Below are 17,560 nucleotides of genomic sequence, written 5' to 3'. Positions count from 1 at the left end.
CTTGCGATCAGGCGACCCTCGGCTTCTTCATCCCTTGGCGGCTGTCCGGCCTCTTGTCCGGATACCTACCGATCGACACACGACCACAGGCACGTGCGAAATTGGGCAAGACCGGAGATAGGTGTTTCAGTCCTGGTCCGCAAGATTTTTTTTGGCCGCGCGCGAGATTTTTCCAACGCCGTCGCTCAGCGTTGCTGATCAGCCACGCAGTACACGCGCCAACATGAACGTCTGTTCAAGGTGACTAACAAGTGCTGAAGCTCAGGGCCGCTGCGCTGGTGCTGTCACAATCACAGAAAGCGCTGTGCGACAGGCATAACTCGAACTGACGACGAGCGCGGCGTCGAGCGGCCATGAAGATGAAGTTAACGACGCGGCGGCCGCGCGCCGGCGCCGCTTGCGACTATCGCGCGCGGGAGCGCTTGAAGAACGGCTCGATACGCTGCGCATTGCGGACGAAGCCAGCCATCACCACGACACCGAGGACGAACAGCACCGCCTGCAGGATGTGAGTCGAGGTCTCGTCGAGACCGAACAGGATCGCGAGCGCCCAGCCGCCGGCGAAAGCAGCGCCGAACACTTCGGCTCCGATCAGGATCGCGGCGCTGATGACGGTGACGACGCTCGGCCAGGCGATCTGGCGGGAGGCGGTCGGGGCTGACGTCTTGTTCATTGGTCTCAAATCCTCTCGGGCGGCGCGCAATCTCTCCGAAAATGGCCGCCGCGGCAAGCGCAAGGCGATGATCCCGTAAAGTGTCAGCACTTGGGCGCAGCAACTGGGCATCTGGCGCAGGGAACGAATAATCCCGGCATCCGAGCCGGATGGCGCAAAAAAGCCCCACCGGGTGCTATATGTTCGCAAGTCGCGACGCCAACGCAGGATTTCTTGATGTCTGATCGCTCCGGACCGATTGCCGCAGCCCCGCGCGCGGACAATCCGCTGCTCGATGCCTGGACCACGCCATTCGAAACGCCGCCATTCACGGATATCGCGCTGGAGCATTTCATGCCGGCGTTCGAACAGGCCTTCGCGGATCATGCGGCCGAGATCGCCGCCATCACCCACGATCCGTCCGAGCCGGACTTCGACAACACCGTCACGGCGCTGGAGCGCTCCGGCAAGCTGCTGAACAAGGTGGCGGGCGTGTTCTACGACCTGGTGTCGGCGCACTCCAATCCGGCGCTGCTGGAGATCGACAAGGACGTGTCGCTGCGGATGGCGCGGCACTGGAATCCGATCATGATGAACGCCGTGCTGTTCGGCCGCATCGCGGCGCTGCACGACAAGCGCGCCGAGCTCAACCTCACGTCCGAGCAGCTGCGGCTGCTGGAGCGCACCTACACGCGCTTCCACCGCTCCGGCGCCGGCCTCGACGACACCGCCAAGGCGCGCATGGCCGAGATCAACGAGCGCCTGGCGCAGCTCGGCACCAGCTTCAGCCATCATCTGCTCGGCGACGAGCAGGAGTGGATCATGGAGCTCGGCGAGGGCGACACCGAAGGCCTGCCGGCGAGCTTCGTCACCGCCGCCAAGGCTGCGGCGGACGAACGCGGCCTGCCCGGCAAGGCGGTGATCACGCTGTCGCGCTCGTCGGTCGAGCCGTTCCTGAAGATGTCGAGCCGCCGCGATTTGCGCGAGAAGGTGTACCGCGCCTTCATCGCGCGCGGCGACAACGGCAACGCCAACGACAACAACGCGCTGATCGGCGAGATCCTCAGCCTGCGCGAGGAGAGCGCCAAGCTGCTCGGCTATCCGACCTTCGCGGCCTATCGGCTCGCCGATTCGATGGCCAAGACGCCCGAGGCCGTCCGCGGCCTGCTCGAGCGGGTGTGGAAGCCGGCGCGGGCCCGCGCGCTCGCCGACCGCGACGCACTGCAGGAGCTGGTCACCGAGGAGGGCGGCAACTTCAAGCTGGCGCCGTGGGACTGGCGCTACTACGCCGAGAAGCTGCGGCAGCGCCGCGCTAATTTCGACGACGCCGCGATCAAGCCGTATCTGTCGCTCGACAACATGATCGCCGCATCCTTCGACACCGCGACCCGGCTGTTCGGCGTCAGCTTCGAAGAGCGCAAGGACGTGCCGGTGTGGCACCCGGACGTCCGGGTCTGGGAGGTCAAGGATGCCGATGGCAGCCATCGCGGCCTGTTCTACGGTGATTACTACGCCCGGCCGTCGAAGCGCTCCGGCGCGTGGATGACCTCGCTGCGCGATCAGCAGAAGCTCGACGGCAATGTCTCGCCGCTGATCATCAACGTCTGCAACTTCGCCAAGGGCTCGGGCGACGAGCCGTCGCTGCTGTCGCCCGACGACGCCCGCACGCTGTTCCATGAGTTCGGCCACGGCCTGCACGGCATGCTGTCGGACGTGACCTATCCGTCGCTGTCGGGCACCAGCGTGTTCACCGACTTCGTCGAGCTGCCGTCACAGCTCTACGAGCACTGGCAGGAGCAGCCGCAGGTGCTGCAGCGCTTCGCCCGCCACTACCAGACCGGCGAGCCGCTGCCCGACGATCTTCTGAAGCGCTTCATCGCCGCGCGAAAGTTCAACCAGGGCTTTGCCACGGTGGAGTTCGTCTCCTCGGCGCTGCTCGATCTCGAATTCCACACCCAGCCGGCCGCGAATGTCGGCGAGGTCCGTGCCTTCGAACAGCGCGAGCTCGAAAAGATCGGGATGCCGGAAGAGATCGCGATGCGGCACCGGCCGACCCAGTTCGGCCATATCTTCTCCGGTGATCACTACGCCTCGGGCTACTACAGCTACATGTGGAGCGAAGTGATGGACGCCGACGCGTTCGGCGCCTTCGAGGAGGCGGGCGACATCTTCGATCCGAAGGTCGCCAAAAGGCTGCGCGACGACATCTACGCGTCCGGTGGTTCGCGCGACCCCGAGGAGGCCTACATCGCGTTCCGCGGCCGCGCGCCGGAGCCCGACGCGCTGCTGCGCCGCCGCGGCCTGCTCGAGACGCCGGAGGCTGCGTAGACGATGGCTGTGCTGTCCGCTCCGCTCTCGACACCGTCATTGCGAGCACCCGGATCGGCGCTCCGCGCCGTCCGGGCACAGGCTCCGCGAAGCAATCCGGCTTCGGGCACCGCGCTGGATTGCTTCGTCGCTTCGCTCCTCGCAATGACGAAGTGGCTGCTGATTGTGGGTGGCTTCACGCTCTCCGCCGGCATCGCCACCGCGCACGCCCATCCGCATGTCTGGATCACCGCGACCAGCGAACTGGTGTATGGGCCGGACGGCGCGTTCACCGGGGTGCGGCACGCCTGGGCGTTCGACGACATGTTCTCGACCTACGCGCTGCAGGGCATCGAGACCAAACAGAAGGGCGTCTACACCCGCGAGGATCTGGCGCCGCTGGCGCAGACCAATGTCGAGTCGCTGAAGGAGTTCGCCTACTTCACCTTCGCCAAGGTGGCGGGCAAGAAGCAGAAGTTCGGCGAGCCAGTCGACTACTATCTGTCCCACACCGACGGCGTGCTGACGCTGCACTTCTTCCTGCCGCTCAAGGCCCCGGTGAAGAGTCCCGAACTCGCCGTCGAAGTGTTCGATCCGACCTACTTCATCGACTTCACCTTCGCCGACAAGGACCCGGTCAAGCTCGCCGGGGCGCCGGCGGGTTGCGCGATCCACTTCCAGCGCCCGACCGACGGCAGCGCGACCGCGCAGCGGATGTCCGAGGATAATTTCCTCAGCGGGGACAATTCGAACTACGGGGCGATGTTCGCCAACAAGATCGAGGTGAAGTGTCCGTGAAACGAATGAACGAAGCCGGCGCGCGCTTCAGTCCGCAGCCGTCCACCGCCGTCATTGCGAGCGCAGCGAAGCAATCCACGGGCTGCGCGCCCGGCGCTGGATTGCTTCGTCGCGGAGCCTGTGCCCGGACAGCGCGTCGCGCTGATCCGGGTGTTCCTCGCAATGACGGGGAGGGGTTGTCGTTCCGGACCCTGGCGCTTCTGGGCCTCGCGTTGCTCGCCGCAGGCGTCCTCGCCGACGCCGCGCTGCATTCTGCCCTTGCCCAGAACCCGTTCGGCGCCCCGAAGGCGGCCGCGGAACCGCAGGCCGGCGGGATCATCGGCTGGCTGCTGGCGCAGCAGTCGGCGTTCTACAAGCAGATGTCGGCGACGATCCGCGCCGCCAAGGCCGATGGCACCGCGGTCTGGACGCTGCTCGGCATCTCGTTCGCCTACGGCATCTTCCACGCCGCCGGCCCCGGCCACGGCAAGGCGGTGATCTCGTCCTACATGATCGCCAACGAGGAAACGGCGCGGCGCGGCATCGTGCTGTCGTTCGTGTCGGCGATGCTGCAGGCGCTGGTCGCGGTGCTGATCGTCGGAATCTGCGCCTGGCTGCTCAACGCCACGGCGAAGACGATGTGCAGCGCCGAGCGCGTCATCGAGATCGCCAGCTACGGCCTGATCGCGGCGTTCGGCCTGCGGCTGGTCTGGAGCAAGGGCGGCGGCTTTTTTCGCGCGCTGCAGGGCGCGTCGCGGCGGCCCGGCCTGGCGCTGACCCCGGCGCCCGCCATGGCGCATGCCGGCCACGCGCACGATCACGCCCATCACGACCATGCCCATGATCAAGGCCACAGCCACGCGCTGCAGGCCCACGCCGGGCACGACCATCATCACGGGCATGATCACGCTCACCACGATCACCACCACGACCATGCCCATGGCGAGTCCTGCGACCATTGCGGGCACTCGCACGGCCCCGAGCCGGCGGAACTCGCCGGCCCCGGTGGCTGGCGGCGCGGGCTCGGCGCGGTGCTGACGGTCGGGATCCGGCCGTGCTCGGGCGCCATCCTGGTGCTGGTATTCGCCCTGGCGCAGGGGCTGTTCTGGGCCGGCGTCGCCGCCACCTTTATGATGGGGCTCGGCACCGCCATCACGGTGGCGACCATTGCCAGCATCGCGGTGTCGGCCAAGGGGCTGGCGCGGCGGCTGTCGGCCGGTCAGGCCGGCGGCGGCGCGCTGCTGATGCGCGGCATCGAGTTCGGTGCCGCGGGGCTGGTGCTGCTGTTCGGCATCGGGCTTTTACTGGGCTATGTCGCGGCCGAGCGCGTGACCTGTCTTTAACCAGTGCGGCCGCAATTTAGAGCAAATGTGCAGTTGCGGCGCGCGAAGCTGTTGCCCTCGGCGGATCGCTTCCTAGCTACAAACTCTCACTCAAGGGACGGTGGCCGGCCATGAGCAGACATCGCGTCGTCTTGACAACAATCGGCCAAAGCGCGAAGCCAATCGACATCATGACGGTGATTGTTCCCCTCCACGGCCCCGCGCCCGCTCCGGCACCTGTGCCCGAGCGCGTCGGCGTGCTGCTGGTCAATCTCGGCACACCGGATACTTGCGACACCAAGGGCGTGCGGGTCTATCTGCGCGAGTTCCTGTCGGATCCGCGCGTGATCGAAAATCAGGGGATCTTCTGGAAGCTGGCGCTCAACGGCATCATTCTGAACACGCGTCCGGCCCGCAAGGCCAAGGACTATCAGAAGATCTGGAACACCGAGAAGAACGAATCGCCGCTCAAGACCATCACCCGCGCGCAGGCCGAGAAGCTCGCCGCCACGATGAGTGGTCGCAGCCATCTCGTGGTCGACTGGGCGATGCGCTACGGCAATCCGTCGATGAAATCGCGGATCGAGGCCTTGGTCGCCCAAGGCTGTTCCCGGATCCTCGTGGTGCCGCTCTATCCACAATATTCGGCGGCGACCTCGGCCACGGTGTGCGATCAGGCGTTTCGCGTGCTGCGCGAATTGCGCGCCCAGCCGACGCTGCGGGTGACGCCGCCTTACTATCGCGACGAAACCTACATCGACGCGCTGGCGAACTCGATCAATGCGCATCTGGCGACGCTGTCGTTTGAGCCGGAACTGATCGTGGCCTCGTTTCACGGCATGCCGCAGTCCTATATCGAAAAGGGCGATCCCTATCAGAAGCAGTGCGTCGCGACCGTGGACGCGCTGCGGGAGCGGATGGGCCTCGACGACAAGAAGCTGCTGCTGACCTTCCAGTCGCGCTTCGGCTTCAATGAGTGGCTGCAGCCCTACACCGACAAGACCATCGAGAAGCTCGCCAAGGACGGCGTGCGCAGGATCGCGGTGGTGATGCCGGGCTTCGCTGCCGACTGCCTCGAGACACTGGAAGAAATCGCGCAGGAGAACTGCGAGATCTTCCTGCATAATGGCGGCGAGGAATTCTCCGCGATCCCGTGCCTCAACGACAGCGACGACGGCATCTCGGTGCTGCGCGAACTGGTGCTGCGCGAACTGCAAGGCTGGCTGTAGCAAGGCTGGCTGTGGCAAGCTTGGCTGTAGCAAGCCGGGCTGTAGCAGGACCGCTGTAGCAGGCTGCCGGTCGCGCGCTTGCGGCACGAGGCCGCCGCGATTGTGCTCGCTTTCGCCGGGCTCGAACCTTACATCACAATCAAGCGACCCATGATGCGGTTGCGCCGGCCATGCGAACGCATCGTCGTGGCCGCTGGGTGGCCCGGTGCGGACACGCCGCCGGAGGAGACGTTGCATGTACAATCTGTCGGGCTTCGATATCTTTTCCATCGTCCTCGTGCTGCTGGTGATCCTGACGCTGTTCGCCGGCGTCAAGACCGTGCCGCAGGGCTATAACTGGACCATCGAGCGGTTCGGCAAATTCACCCGCACGCTGTCGCCGGGCCTCAATCTGATCATCCCGTATTTCGATCGCGTCGGCCGCAAGATGAACGTGATGGAGCAGGTGCTCGAGATTCCGCAGCAGGAAGTCATCACCAAGGACAATGCCAGCGTCACGGCCGACGGCGTCGCGTTCTTCCAGGTGTTCGACGCCGCCAAAGCGAGCTACGAGGTTTCCAATCTGGAGCAGGGCATCATCGTGCTGACGATGACCAACATCCGTTCGGTGATGGGCTCGATGGATCTCGATCAGGTGCTGTCGCATCGCGACGAGATCAATGAGCGGCTGCTGCGCGTGGTTGACGCCGCGGTGTCGCCGTGGGGCGTCAAGGTCAACCGCATCGAGATCAAGGACATCGTGCCGCCGGCCGATCTGGTCGAGGCGATGGGCCGGCAGATGAAGGCCGAGCGCGTCAAGCGCGCCGACATCCTGCAGGCCGAAGGCGCGCGGCAGTCCGAGATCCTGCGGGCCGAAGGCGCCAAGCAGGGCCAGATCCTGCAGGCCGAAGGCCGCCGCGAAGCCGCGTTCCGCGATGCCGAGGCGCGCGAGCGCTCCGCCGAGGCCGAAGCCCGCGCCACCCAGATGGTCAGCGAGGCGATCTCCAAGGGCGACGTCGCGGCGCTGAACTACTTCATCGCCGACAAGTATATCAAGGCGTTCGGCCAGCTCGCCGAATCGCCGAACCAGAAGGTCATCATGTTGCCGGTCGAGGCGATGAGCATGCTGGGTTCGCTCGCCGGCATCGGCGAGATCGCCAAGGCCACCTTCGGCGAAACCGCCGCCACCCAGGCCGCCGCCCGCCGCGGCTCGGTGCCGCCGACGACCAAGACATCGTGACGCCCGCAAAAGGCGACGCCTTTCGATGTGAAGCAGCCCTCTCCACCGTCATGCCCGGCCTTGTGCCGGGCATCCATGCCTTGCTGACGGCAATGCAGACAAGGCGCGGATGGCCGAGACGAGCCCGGCCATGACGGGGATATGCAGGCGAAATAGGCAGTGTCCGAGCAGGGCCGACCACCTCGTCGCGTCGTTGCGAGAGGCGAAGCCGACGAAGCAATCCATTAGCCCCGTGCACGGCGCTGGATTGCTTCGCTTCGCTCGCAATGACGGGCTACACTAAGAGCCTCTATAAGGTGCGGCCATGACTGACCTCTTCATCTCGCTCGGCGCCTGGAACTGGCTGATCGTCGGCTTCATCCTGATGGCGCTGGAGCTGCTGGCGCCGGGGATATTCCTGTTCTGGCTCGGCCTTGCGGCTCTGCTGACTGGGCTCGCGACCTTCGCACTGGCGGGCATGCTGTTGTTGTCGTGGCAGGCGCAGTTGCTGCTGTTCGCGCTGCTGTCGGTCGCCGCGGTGCCGCTGTGGCGTCGGATTGCGCGCGGCGGCGAGGCGGAATCGAGCGCCACCAATCCATTCCTCAACCGCCGCACCGACGCGCTGGTCGGCCGCGAGTTTGTCTTGGAAAAGCCGATCGTGGGCGGCGTCGGCACCGTGCGGATCGACGACACCTTCTGGCGCATCACCGGCCCGGACGCCCCCGCCGGCAGCCGGGTCAAGATCGTGCAGGCCGATGGGGTGAATTTGATCGTCGCGGCGGCTTGAGCAGGTTAAGCGGCTGACTGCCGGCCCTTGCTCGCGCAGGCGTAGCAGTTGACGTCCCGATCCAACCTGCCCATTTTACAAATGGAGGCTCGGTCTGGTCGAAATCCTAGGGAGATCGGCCGGAGCATTGCCTCCTTTTCATTTTGTGGGATCTCCATACGGATCTGGCACCAGCACGATCCCCTTCGTCTTGAAGACGTGCTGGTGGTCGGCCTACGCCACCCCGGCGCGTAGCAGATCGTGGAGATGCACGATGCCGACCGGCTTCTTGCCTTCGGTGACCAGCAGTGCGGTGATCTTCGAGGAGTTCAGCAGCTCGAGCGTCTCGCCGGCGAGCAGGCCGGGGCTGATCGTCTTCGGCCGCTTGGTCATGACCTCGTCGACCGTGGCGGTCATCAGGTCGGGGCGCATGTGGCGGCGAAGGTCGCCGTCGGTGACGATGCCGGCGATTGCGCCATTGGCGTCGACGATGCCGACGCAGCCGAAACCTTTCGCGGACATTTCGACCAGCGCGTCCGACATCTTGGTGCCGAGCGGCTTCAGCGGGATGGCGTCGCCGGTGTGCATCAGGTCGCGGGCGTATTTCAGCATCGCGCCGAGCTTGCCGCCCGGATGCAGCACGCTGAAATCGGTCGAGGTGAAGCCGCGGCTTTCCAAAAGCGCGATCGCGATGGCGTCGCCGAGCGCCAGCATCATCAGCGACGAGGTGGTCGGTGCCAGGTTGTGCGGGCAGGCCTCGCGCGCCTTCGGCAGCGTCAACGCGATGTCGGCGGCCTGCGCCAGCGTCGAACCCGGGTTGGACGTCATGGCGATCAGCGCGATCTTGAAGCGCGCCGCGTAGCTGATCAGGTTCTTCATTTCCGGCTGCTCGCCGGACCACGACATCGCCAGAATGATATCGTCGGCGGTGATCATGCCGAGGTCGCCATGGCTGGCTTCTGAGGCATGGACGAAAAACGCCGGCGTGCCGGTCGACGCGAAGGTGGCGGCGATCTTGCGGCCGATATGGCCGGACTTGCCGAGGCCGGTAATGATCAGGCGGCCCTTGCCGGCCTGGATCAACTCGACGGCGGCCACCAGGGCAGGGCCAAGCTCACCGCGCAACGCCGCGGCCAGCGCGGTGACGCCGTCAGCTTCCGACTCCAGCGTCCGCAGGGCGGAGGGGATCGCGGCAAGGGCTGGGGCGGTCATCGCGGATTTCGTGGTGCGGGGTTTTGAAAGAGCCATGCAAGGTCCCAGAGCATGAGCCGAAGCGGCCGGGCCTCTTCCTAGCATGCAGCGGGGCGGGAAGCGACGCGCCCGGGACCGATCCGGAAAGGTTCTCAACCGCTCGTTAGGGCCGCTTCTCAACCCCTCCTTAACCATAAACGTTTTAACTCCATTAACGATGATCAGCGCCACGTCGCTGGATTGTCGACGTATGAAGTTGATTTTGTTGGGGTTTTCAGGTCGTGACGGCGGCGTCAGCAACGGGCTCTCCGCGGCGTGCAGCATGGCTGCTGGCCGCAGCCGTGTGCGCGCTGGCTGGCGCGGCCGGCTCTGCGCAGGCGCAGAGCCTGACCCGCGACCTGTTCAGAGCGGAACCCGGCGGTTTCGTGCCGGCGCAGGATCGCCCGCTGCAGCGCCTGTCCACGCCACCGCCACCGCGACCGGGGCAGGCCGATTCCTCCGACACCGACGATATGCGCGGCACCCGCAACCCGCGGCTCGATCCGGCCCCGGAATTCGGTCTGCGGCGGCCCAGTCTCGGCGCGGCCAACACCGGCTACGACGCGCTCGGCCGCAAGCGCCAGCAGCCCAAGATTCTGCCCGGCGCGCCGCGGCCGAAATCGATCGGTCCGGGCTCGCCGGTGGTGACGCCCGCGCCGCCGCCGGCCCGGCCGCTGCCGCCGTCGCAGGCCGCCGCCAAGCTGCCGGTCTCGGCCGCCTTCAACGGCACGCTGCCGGGCCAGCCGCTGCGCCGCCGGCTCAAGGCCGACGACGATCCGTTCGGCCCGGTCGGCGATTATGCCGGCAGCTTCCTGATCAAGGGCGCGATCGAGCTCAACGGTGGCTACGACACCAACCCGGGCCGCATCGCGACCCCGCAGGCCTCCGGCTTCTACAAGGTGTCGCCGGAGCTGATGGTGACGTCGGATTGGGATCGCCATGCGCTGGTGGCCGATCTGCGCGGCTCGTTCATCGGCTACGGCCACGAGTTCAATACGCCCGCCAGCGGCGTCACTTCGGCGCCGCGCGTCCTCGACCGCCCGGATTTCGACGGCCATATCGACGGCCGCCTCGATGTCTCGCGTGATACGCGGTTGCTCGGCCAGGGCCGGGTGATCGTCGGCACCGACAACCCGGGCAGCCCGAACAACCTGTTCGGCCTGCAGAAATTCCCGATCTACACTCAGACCGGCGTGTCCGGCGGCATCGACCAGAATTTCAACCGCCTGCAGGTCACCGCGATCGGCGGCGTCGACAGCCGAAGGTTCCAGCAATCGGTGTTCACCGACGGCAGCACCGATCCGAATACGGACCGCGACTTCAACCAATATGCCGGCACCGGCCGCGTCAGCTACGAGATTCTGCCGTGGCTCAAGCCGTTCGTCGAAGGCCAGTACAGCGAACGCCAATACGTGAGCGCGACCGACCGCTACGGCTATCGGCGCGACAGCTCGGGCGGCTATTTCAAGGGCGGCACCAGCTTCGAGCTGACCCGGCTGCTGACCGGCGAAGCCTCGATCGGCTGGGCGTCGCGGACCTACAGCGACCCACGGCTGCTCAAGCTCGACGGTCTGCTCACCAGCGCGTCGCTGATCTGGACCGTCACGCCGCTGACCAGGTTCAGGCTCGGCGCCGACACGTCGATCGACGAATCACCGCTGGCCGGGGTCTCCGGCGTGCTGACCCGCACCTACACGGCCCAGGTCGACCACGACTTCCGCCGCTGGCTGACCGCGATCGGCAAGTTCACCTACGCGACCTACGAGTACCAGGGCTCGGGCCGTAGCGACCGCTACACCTCGCTCGAGGGCAACCTGATCTACAAGATGAGCCGTCAGCTCTGGGTCAAGGGCACGCTGCGCCGCGACCAGCTCGACTCCAACATCACCGGCGGCAGCTACAACGCCACCGTGGTGATGCTCGTCGTCAGATTGCAGAACTGAGCTCGATCAAGGACCTCTCCCCAAGCCCAGCGCGCCCCCTCTCCCGCCTGCGGGAGAGGGCTGGGGTGAGGGCGACGCAGAGCGCCGGGGCTGCGGGTCAGTACGGCCGGCGCGCCTTGATCCGGCGGAACCGCACGCCGCTACCGTCTGGCAGCCGGGTGGCGATGTAGCCGGCGTCGAGACAGGCTTCGCGCTGCGGCATCTTTTCTTCAGGCGCCCGGGTCGAATCCCACCACGAGGCGCGGTGCGACGCCCGCGGTAGGTCGAAACCGAGCATCTGTTCGATCTCGTCGATGCTCAGCACCAGCTCGGTCGCGGTCTGACGCTTCAGGTGATCGCGAAGCGGATCGAATTTGCTCACGTCTGCAGGTCCTCGTTCGCGCCCCGCAGCTTCGCAGGCGGCGGGTCAGTCCAGGGTCAGGCTCTGCGGAGAACGGTGAAATTCGCCGTTAACCGCAGCCTCTGTCATGGTCGCAACTTAAACGCTCCGCAAGTTTTGCGTGGCTAGCGTCGTTCATGGACAGCAGCGTCGGGCTCTTCGACAGGATCAGGCAGGAAATGCGGCAAGGCCGGCGGATGTCGGCCCGACTCCTGATCATTTCGTTTATCGTGACGGTGCTCGGCTTCTCCGGCGTCTGCGGCAGCATCATGCTGGAGATGCGCCGCAGTGCCCAGGAGCTGTCGCGTCAGACCCAGGAAAACCTCGCCTCGACGATCAGCGCCGACATCAATCGCAACGTCGAGCTGTACGACCTGTCGCTCCGCGCGGTCGTCAGCGGCCTGGCGCTGCCCGAACTCGCCCAGGTCGACGCCAAGATCCGCAACCTGATCCTGTTCGATCGTTCGGTGTCGGCGAAGCATTTCGGACCGATGCGGGTTTTCGATACCAAAGGCGACCTGTGGCTGGATTCGGCGACCTTGACCCCCGACAAGATCAACCGCTCCGACGAGGCCTTCTTTCGTGCCCATGTGGCGCAGCCCGATCTCGGCCTGTATATCAGCGGGCCGACGCAGCATCGCGGCATCTATTCGGTGGTGCTGAGCCGTCGGGTTTCGGCGCCCGATGGCAGCTTCGCCGGCGTCGTCGCCGGCTCGATCCGCTTCAGCTATTTCCAGGATCTGTTCAACCGCCTGCACCTTGCCCCGCACGACGTGATCGCGGTGCTGGCCCGCGACGGCACGCTGATCATGCGGACGCCGTTCGAGCCGGGACTGCTCGGCTCCAACGTGATGGCCAACATCGGCATCGGCAAGATGCTGGGCCAGCGCCGCGGCTGGTTCAGCGGGCACGGCAAGACCGACAAAATCGCCCGGATGTACGTCTGGGCCGACAGCGCGCGGCCGCTGATGGTGCTGGTCGGCCGGTCGTGGAGCGACGTCTTCATGATGTGGCGCCATGAGGCGCTGCGGATCGGCGCCATCCTGCTGGTGCTCGCCATCATCGTCGCCGGCTTCACGGTGTTCTTCATCCGCGAGATCAATCGCCGCGCCGAGGCCGAGCGCCGGCTCGAAGAGCTGGCGACGACCGATGGCCTGACCGGGCTGACCAACCGCCGCAAGTTCGATCTGGTGATGGATCGCGAATGGCGCCGCGCGGTGCGGTCGAAGACGCCGATCGCACTGATGATCATCGATGCCGATCACTTCAAGTCGTTCAACGACAGCTTCGGCCATCAGGCCGGCGATCAGGTGCTGGTCGGTATCGCGCTGTGCATCGCCGATTCGGCGGCTCGCGCCAGCGATTGCGCGGCCCGATTCGGTGGTGAGGAATTCGCCGTGCTGCTGCCAGGCATGAATGCGACGCAGTCGCAGGGCGTCGCCGAAACCATCCGCCGCAAGGTCGAGCTATGGTCGGAGGGCCAGGCCGGCGTGACCGTCAGCGTCGGCGTCGCCAGCATGACGCCGGTGCCGTTGCAGCACTGGTCGGTGCTGTTCGAGGCCGCCGACAAGGCGCTCTATGCGGCCAAGGATCTCGGCCGCAATCGCTGCGTGGTCGCTGCCAGCCGCAGCGACCTCAATCTGGTTGCTTGAACTTTGCCTCAACCGCCGAGATAGCGTTTCATGTCGGCCACCAGGGCGTCGCGCAGCTCGGGTCGGCGCATTCCGAACGCGATATTGGCGCGCAGGAAGCCGGCCTTGGAGCCGCAATCGTGGCGCTCGCCTTCGAACTCGACGCCGTAAAACTTCTGCGTCTTCGCCAGCCCGATCATCGCATCTGTGAGCTGGATCTCGCCGCCGGCGCCGCGCTCCTGCGTCGCGAGGATCTGGAAGATCTCCGGCTGCAGAATGTAGCGCCCCGAAATCGAGAGGTTGGACGGCGCCGTGCCAGGCGTGGGCTTCTCGATCATCCCGTCGATCTCGAACATCTTGCCGTCGCGCTTGCCGACGCCGCAGATGCCGTACTGATGGGTCTTGTCGGCCGGAACTTCCTCGACTGCGATGACGTTGGTCTTGTCGCCGAGCTTCTCGGCGGCGAGTATCATCTGCTTCAGACAGCCCGGATCGTTGAGGACTAATTCGTCGGGCAACACCACCGCGAACGGTTCGTTGCCGACGATATCGCGGGCGCACCACACCGCGTGGCCGAGCCCGTGAGGCGCCTGCTGGCGCGTGAAGCTCATCGCGCCGGCCTCCGGCTGGTCGCGCGCCAGAATGTCCATCTCGCTTTTCTTGTTGCGCTTCTCCAGCGTCACGTCGAGTTCGAACTGGCGGTCGAAGTGATCCTCGATGATGCCTTTGTTACGACCGGTGACGAAGATGAAGTGCTCGATCCCGGCCTCCTTGGCCTCGTCGACCACGTACTGAATCAGCGGCTTATCGACGATCGTCAGCATCTCCTTCGGCATCGCCTTGGTGGCGGGAAGGACCCGGGTGCCGAGGCCGGCAACCGGGAAAACGGCTTTGCGGATTTTCATGGGGCGAAGATCTTTCGGCGGAATGGCGCGAGGTCGGGGAAATGTTGCAGCCTGCAACCTTGGCGGATCTATGAAGTTCCTGATCGGCTGACGGACGTCGTTAACGGCACGATGCCACATCCGGCGCGGCCACGTCAGTATGCCATATCAAAACAGCGGCGTCCCCGGGACGAAAGCGTCGAACGCCGCCCAGAACTGCTGCCGATAGCGATCCTGCTCCTGCAGGATCTCGTGCTTGGCGCCGGCGATGACCAGATGCGATCCGGCGCGCAGATGATAGGCGAACTCCTCGATCGCCGCGGTCGCCACGATGGTGTCGTGGCTCGCCGCCATCATCAGGATCGGCTGGCGGATCTTCGACGGATAGTTCGCGGCGCGGAAGCCGTGCATGGTCTGGAAGGCGGTGTCGGCCCACGCGATGGTCGGCGAGGCGAGGCCGAGGGTCGGGTCTTCGGAAACGATCGCGGCATTGCGGGCGTAGCGCACCGGATCGGACGTCAGCTTGTTGCCGACGAACGGCTCGGTGTTGGCGAGCACGTCGTTGCCGCCGGGCACGTAGCGACCGCCCTGGCCCGCCAGCCGCATCGTGCGCAGCAGCAGCCGCGCCGGCAGCGACGTGGCGCGGCCCGGCAGGTCGATCATCGGCGCCGACAGCACCATGCGGTCGAACCAGCGCTTGCCGGAATGCGCGATGCGTAGCATCACGGCGCCGCCCATCGAATGCGCCAGCGCGAAATGCGGCGGCGGACAGTCCGGCAGCACGATCTCGCGGACGAAGGTTTCGACGTCGACTTCGTAGTCCGCGAAGTTGCGCACATAGCCCTTGCGGGAATCGCGCAGCCGCCGCGCCGAATGGCCCTGGCCGCGCCAGTCGATCATCGCCACCGCGAAGCCGCGGTCCTGAAGGTCGCGCACCGTCTCGAAGTACTTCTCGATCTGCTCGGTCCGCCCGGTGAAGACACAGACCGTTCCCTTGCGGCCCGCCGGCGCCGGCCAGCGCGCGTAGCGCAGCTCGGTGCCGTCCGGCGTTTTGATGGTGCCGGAGACCGCCCCCTCGGGGACCGGATTGGCGGGAATCGAGACGAGCGTCATGAGCCAAATCCGGAGGGGTTAAAACGCTGGGAGACAGCGAGAAGAATCGTCGGACGGAAGATCGCGGAGACCTCTTGAACCCCGCAACGACCCTCCCATATCATTTTCGTGCAGGCCACACCAAGGGGTCAGGACCTGAGCTTCAGGAGCTGATCCGGCTGCATCCAGACGATGCCCGGCCCGATGGCGGGCGGGTATTCAAACAGTCGCTTCTAGGAGGACTTGACCATGCGTACGTTCGATCTCACCCCGTTCTACCGTTCCACCATCGGCTTCGACCGCCTGTTCAATCTGCTGGACCAGACGTCCGGCGAGGCGGCGGCTCCCGGCTATCCGCCCTACAACATCGAGCGCACCGGCGATAACGCGTATCGTATCAGCGTCGCCGTATCCGGTTTCTCCCCGGCCGAATTGTCGATCGTGACCAAGGAGAACCAGCTCACCATCAAGGGCGAGAAGACCGCGAACGAGAACGGCGGCAAATCCGAAGTGCTGTATCGCGGCATTGCGGCGCGCGCCTTCGAGCGGGCCTTCCAGCTCGCCGACTACGTCTCGGTGAAGAACGCCAGCCTCGAGAACGGTCTGCTGCACGTCGATCTCGTCCGCGAGATTCCGGAGGCCAAGAAGCCCCGCAGCATTCCGATCACCACCTCGGCCCAAGCCGCGCCGCAAGTGGTCGATCAGACCGGCGAAAAGGCCGCCGCGTAACTGCAGCGCCTTTCACCCCACGACTCACCGACGCCCCGGGAAACCGGGGCGTTTTGGTTTGTGGGGTGTGTGCCAACCGTCGCAGGCTCTACGTGGCGGGCCCCTGCCTCTCCGTCATGCCCGCGCTTGTCGCGGGCATCCACGCCTTACGGCGGCGCTGCGAGTAAAGGCGTGGATGGCCGGGACAAGCCCGGCCATGACGGCGTGTGAATGAAGCGCAGTTACTACTCCAGCCCCTGCACCGGCGGCATCGGCTCGGTCGGCTGAACGGTCGGTCCGGCCGGGGCCGGCTTGGCTTCGGTCGGCGCGGGCGCCGGTGGGGCGGTGGGCTTGGTCTGCGCGGCTGCGGCTTCCTGCTTTGCCGGGGCTTCAATCTTGGTCGGCTCGGTCTTGCCCGGCTCGACCTTGGCCGCATCCGTCGCCGGCTTGGTTGCGTCCTTCACTGGGGCGACCGCAGTAGCGGCATTGCTGGCTGCGGCGGGCGAGGGGCCTCTGGTGGATTGCTGCGGCGAGGGGCGCGGCAGCGGCGTCGTCGGGGTGCGGCTTGCCAGCCGGCCGACCGCGCGTGGCGGCCGCGGCGGGTTTCGCTCGATGAAGCGCGGCAGGCCCTGGATCCGGCCATAGCTCGCGACCGTCATGGTCTCCATGGCGTCGCCCATCTGCCAGGCCGGCATGAAGCGCAGGATCCGCCCGCTGCGGGCATCGACCACCAGCCGGCCGTCGTCACCGTCCGGATTGAGCGCCGACATCGTATAGACCAGCCCGCGTTGATACGGCACGCCGAGCGGCTCGAAGCCGGCGTCCCGCGCCAGATCGGCGACCTCGCGCGGCGACAGCACCTCCGGCGCATAGCCATCGTCGTCCGGGATCACCCGACGGAGCCGCGGCGGCGGCACCGCCGCATAGGGCTCGTCGATATCGGAGATCTGGGTCACCACCGGCGCCCCGGCGATCCGCGGCACCGGCTGCGCGCTGGCCGCCGTCATGGCGGCGGCGAGCCCGCCCACGATCGCCCATCCGGAAGTCATCAACCCCATCACACGCATATCCTGCTCCTGCCGTTCTGGCCCACGCCCCATGCCCGCTGCGGGGCGCGGCGGAGCCTCGGGGCGGAATTGGGCCTCGCTTGGGCCGGATCAGGGCCCTTTCGGCGTGAATCCGGGGCGGGAATTGCGTTTGGACAGCTTCCAAAGCAGGACTCGCGCGCGCTTGTGTGCTAGACAAAAATTTGACAAGGTCTTGCTAGGACAGCAACACTGTCTCAATTACGGTGGTAGCCCCACACGGGCCTTGCAGCGTAAACAGCGGCGTTTGACGTCGCGCGAGACTCCTGCCTTGTCCTATGGGCGATATGGACACCGGGGTCTGAATACTAAAAATCGTGGCTCGCGGCGGCGAGCGGTGGCCCGGAGGGTGCCGCG

The 17,560-nt window shown here is 66.1% G+C and carries 15 protein-coding genes; 9 read left to right on the top strand and 6 right to left on the bottom strand.

Annotated elements, in window-relative coordinates:
- Nucleotides 1–403 precede the first annotated feature (403 nt).
- Nucleotides 404–673: a hypothetical protein gene (locus LPW26_RS12255; RefSeq protein ID WP_238735542.1), complete on the bottom strand. Its 270-nt coding sequence runs from the start codon at nucleotides 671–673 to the stop codon at nucleotides 404–406.
- 216 nt (nucleotides 674–889) lie between these two features.
- Between LPW26_RS12255 and LPW26_RS12250 the strand changes: the two genes are divergently transcribed.
- The 6 genes from LPW26_RS12250 to LPW26_RS12225 all read left to right on the top strand — a co-directional run bounded on the left by LPW26_RS12250 (nucleotide 890) and on the right by LPW26_RS12225 (nucleotide 8,272).
- A complete protein-coding gene (locus LPW26_RS12250; RefSeq protein WP_238735539.1) occupies nucleotides 890–2,980 on the top strand; it encodes a M3 family metallopeptidase in 2,091 nt (696 codons plus the stop codon).
- Between the two features lie 144 nt (nucleotides 2,981–3,124).
- Complete coding sequence (locus LPW26_RS12245; protein ID WP_238735536.1) at nucleotides 3,125–3,757, top strand: DUF1007 family protein; 633 nt, start codon at nucleotides 3,125–3,127, stop codon at nucleotides 3,755–3,757.
- A gap of 176 nt (nucleotides 3,758–3,933) precedes the next feature.
- Nucleotides 3,934–5,079, top strand: coding sequence for a nickel/cobalt transporter (locus LPW26_RS12240; RefSeq protein WP_238735534.1), 1,146 nt, complete (start codon nucleotides 3,934–3,936; stop codon nucleotides 5,077–5,079).
- Between the two features lie 170 nt (nucleotides 5,080–5,249).
- Nucleotides 5,250–6,287 carry a ferrochelatase gene (hemH, locus tag LPW26_RS12235; protein ID WP_238735531.1) on the top strand — a complete coding sequence of 346 codons (1,038 nt, stop codon included), beginning with the start codon at nucleotides 5,250–5,252 and terminating at the stop codon, nucleotides 6,285–6,287.
- Between the two features lie 244 nt (nucleotides 6,288–6,531).
- On the top strand, nucleotides 6,532–7,506 hold the full coding sequence (locus LPW26_RS12230; RefSeq protein WP_238735667.1) for an SPFH domain-containing protein: 975 nt from the start codon (nucleotides 6,532–6,534) through the stop codon (nucleotides 7,504–7,506).
- Between the two features lie 304 nt (nucleotides 7,507–7,810).
- The gene (locus tag LPW26_RS12225; RefSeq protein ID WP_238735529.1) at nucleotides 7,811–8,272 is read left to right on the top strand and encodes an NfeD family protein; all 462 of its coding nucleotides are present in this window, start codon (nucleotides 7,811–7,813) and stop codon (nucleotides 8,270–8,272) included.
- Nucleotides 8,273–8,485: 213 nt separating this feature from the next.
- On the opposite strand, the gene LPW26_RS12220 is transcribed toward LPW26_RS12225, so the two are convergent.
- Nucleotides 8,486–9,499 (bottom strand): KpsF/GutQ family sugar-phosphate isomerase, encoded by a 1,014-nt coding sequence (locus LPW26_RS12220; protein ID WP_238735527.1) that lies wholly within the window; start codon nucleotides 9,497–9,499, stop codon nucleotides 8,486–8,488.
- A gap of 224 nt (nucleotides 9,500–9,723) precedes the next feature.
- On the opposite strand from LPW26_RS12220, the gene LPW26_RS12215 reads away from it, so the two are divergent.
- Complete coding sequence (locus LPW26_RS12215) at nucleotides 9,724–11,424, top strand: outer membrane beta-barrel protein (protein WP_406677469.1); 1,701 nt, start codon at nucleotides 9,724–9,726, stop codon at nucleotides 11,422–11,424.
- A 97-nt stretch (nucleotides 11,425–11,521) separates the two neighbouring features.
- Here LPW26_RS12215 and LPW26_RS12210 read toward each other — a convergent pair whose 3' ends face one another.
- Complete coding sequence (locus LPW26_RS12210) at nucleotides 11,522–11,785, bottom strand: DUF7662 domain-containing protein (RefSeq protein WP_238735523.1); 264 nt, start codon at nucleotides 11,783–11,785, stop codon at nucleotides 11,522–11,524.
- A 215-nt stretch (nucleotides 11,786–12,000) separates the two neighbouring features.
- Here LPW26_RS12210 and LPW26_RS12205 point away from each other — a divergent pair, with 215 nt between their 5' ends.
- Nucleotides 12,001–13,455, top strand: coding sequence for a sensor domain-containing diguanylate cyclase (locus tag LPW26_RS12205; RefSeq protein ID WP_406677467.1), 1,455 nt, complete (start codon nucleotides 12,001–12,003; stop codon nucleotides 13,453–13,455).
- 8 nt (nucleotides 13,456–13,463) lie between these two features.
- Here LPW26_RS12205 and galU read toward each other — a convergent pair whose 3' ends face one another.
- Together galU and LPW26_RS12195 are read right to left on the bottom strand one after the other, a co-directional pair.
- Nucleotides 13,464–14,339, bottom strand: a complete 876-nt coding sequence (gene galU / locus LPW26_RS12200; protein WP_238735520.1) for a UTP--glucose-1-phosphate uridylyltransferase GalU — start codon at nucleotides 14,337–14,339, stop codon at nucleotides 13,464–13,466.
- 147 nt (nucleotides 14,340–14,486) lie between these two features.
- The gene (locus LPW26_RS12195; RefSeq protein WP_238735519.1) at nucleotides 14,487–15,431 is read right to left on the bottom strand and encodes an alpha/beta hydrolase; all 945 of its coding nucleotides are present in this window, start codon (nucleotides 15,429–15,431) and stop codon (nucleotides 14,487–14,489) included.
- A gap of 228 nt (nucleotides 15,432–15,659) precedes the next feature.
- On the opposite strand from LPW26_RS12195, the gene LPW26_RS12190 reads away from it, so the two are divergent.
- A complete protein-coding gene (locus LPW26_RS12190; protein ID WP_238735518.1) occupies nucleotides 15,660–16,139 on the top strand; it encodes an Hsp20 family protein in 480 nt (159 codons plus the stop codon).
- Between the two features lie 224 nt (nucleotides 16,140–16,363).
- On the opposite strand, the gene LPW26_RS12185 is transcribed toward LPW26_RS12190, so the two are convergent.
- The gene (locus LPW26_RS12185) at nucleotides 16,364–17,176 is read right to left on the bottom strand and encodes a hypothetical protein (RefSeq protein WP_238735516.1); all 813 of its coding nucleotides are present in this window, start codon (nucleotides 17,174–17,176) and stop codon (nucleotides 16,364–16,366) included.
- Between the last annotated feature and the right edge of the window lie 384 nt (nucleotides 17,177–17,560).

It is taken from the genome of Rhodopseudomonas infernalis, from assembly GCF_022271405.1.
In the GTDB taxonomy this organism is placed as follows: domain Bacteria; phylum Pseudomonadota; class Alphaproteobacteria; order Rhizobiales; family Xanthobacteraceae; genus Rhodopseudomonas; species Rhodopseudomonas infernalis.
Note: the sequence above shows the minus strand (reverse complement) of the source record. Positions and strands in the feature narration are given on the sequence as shown.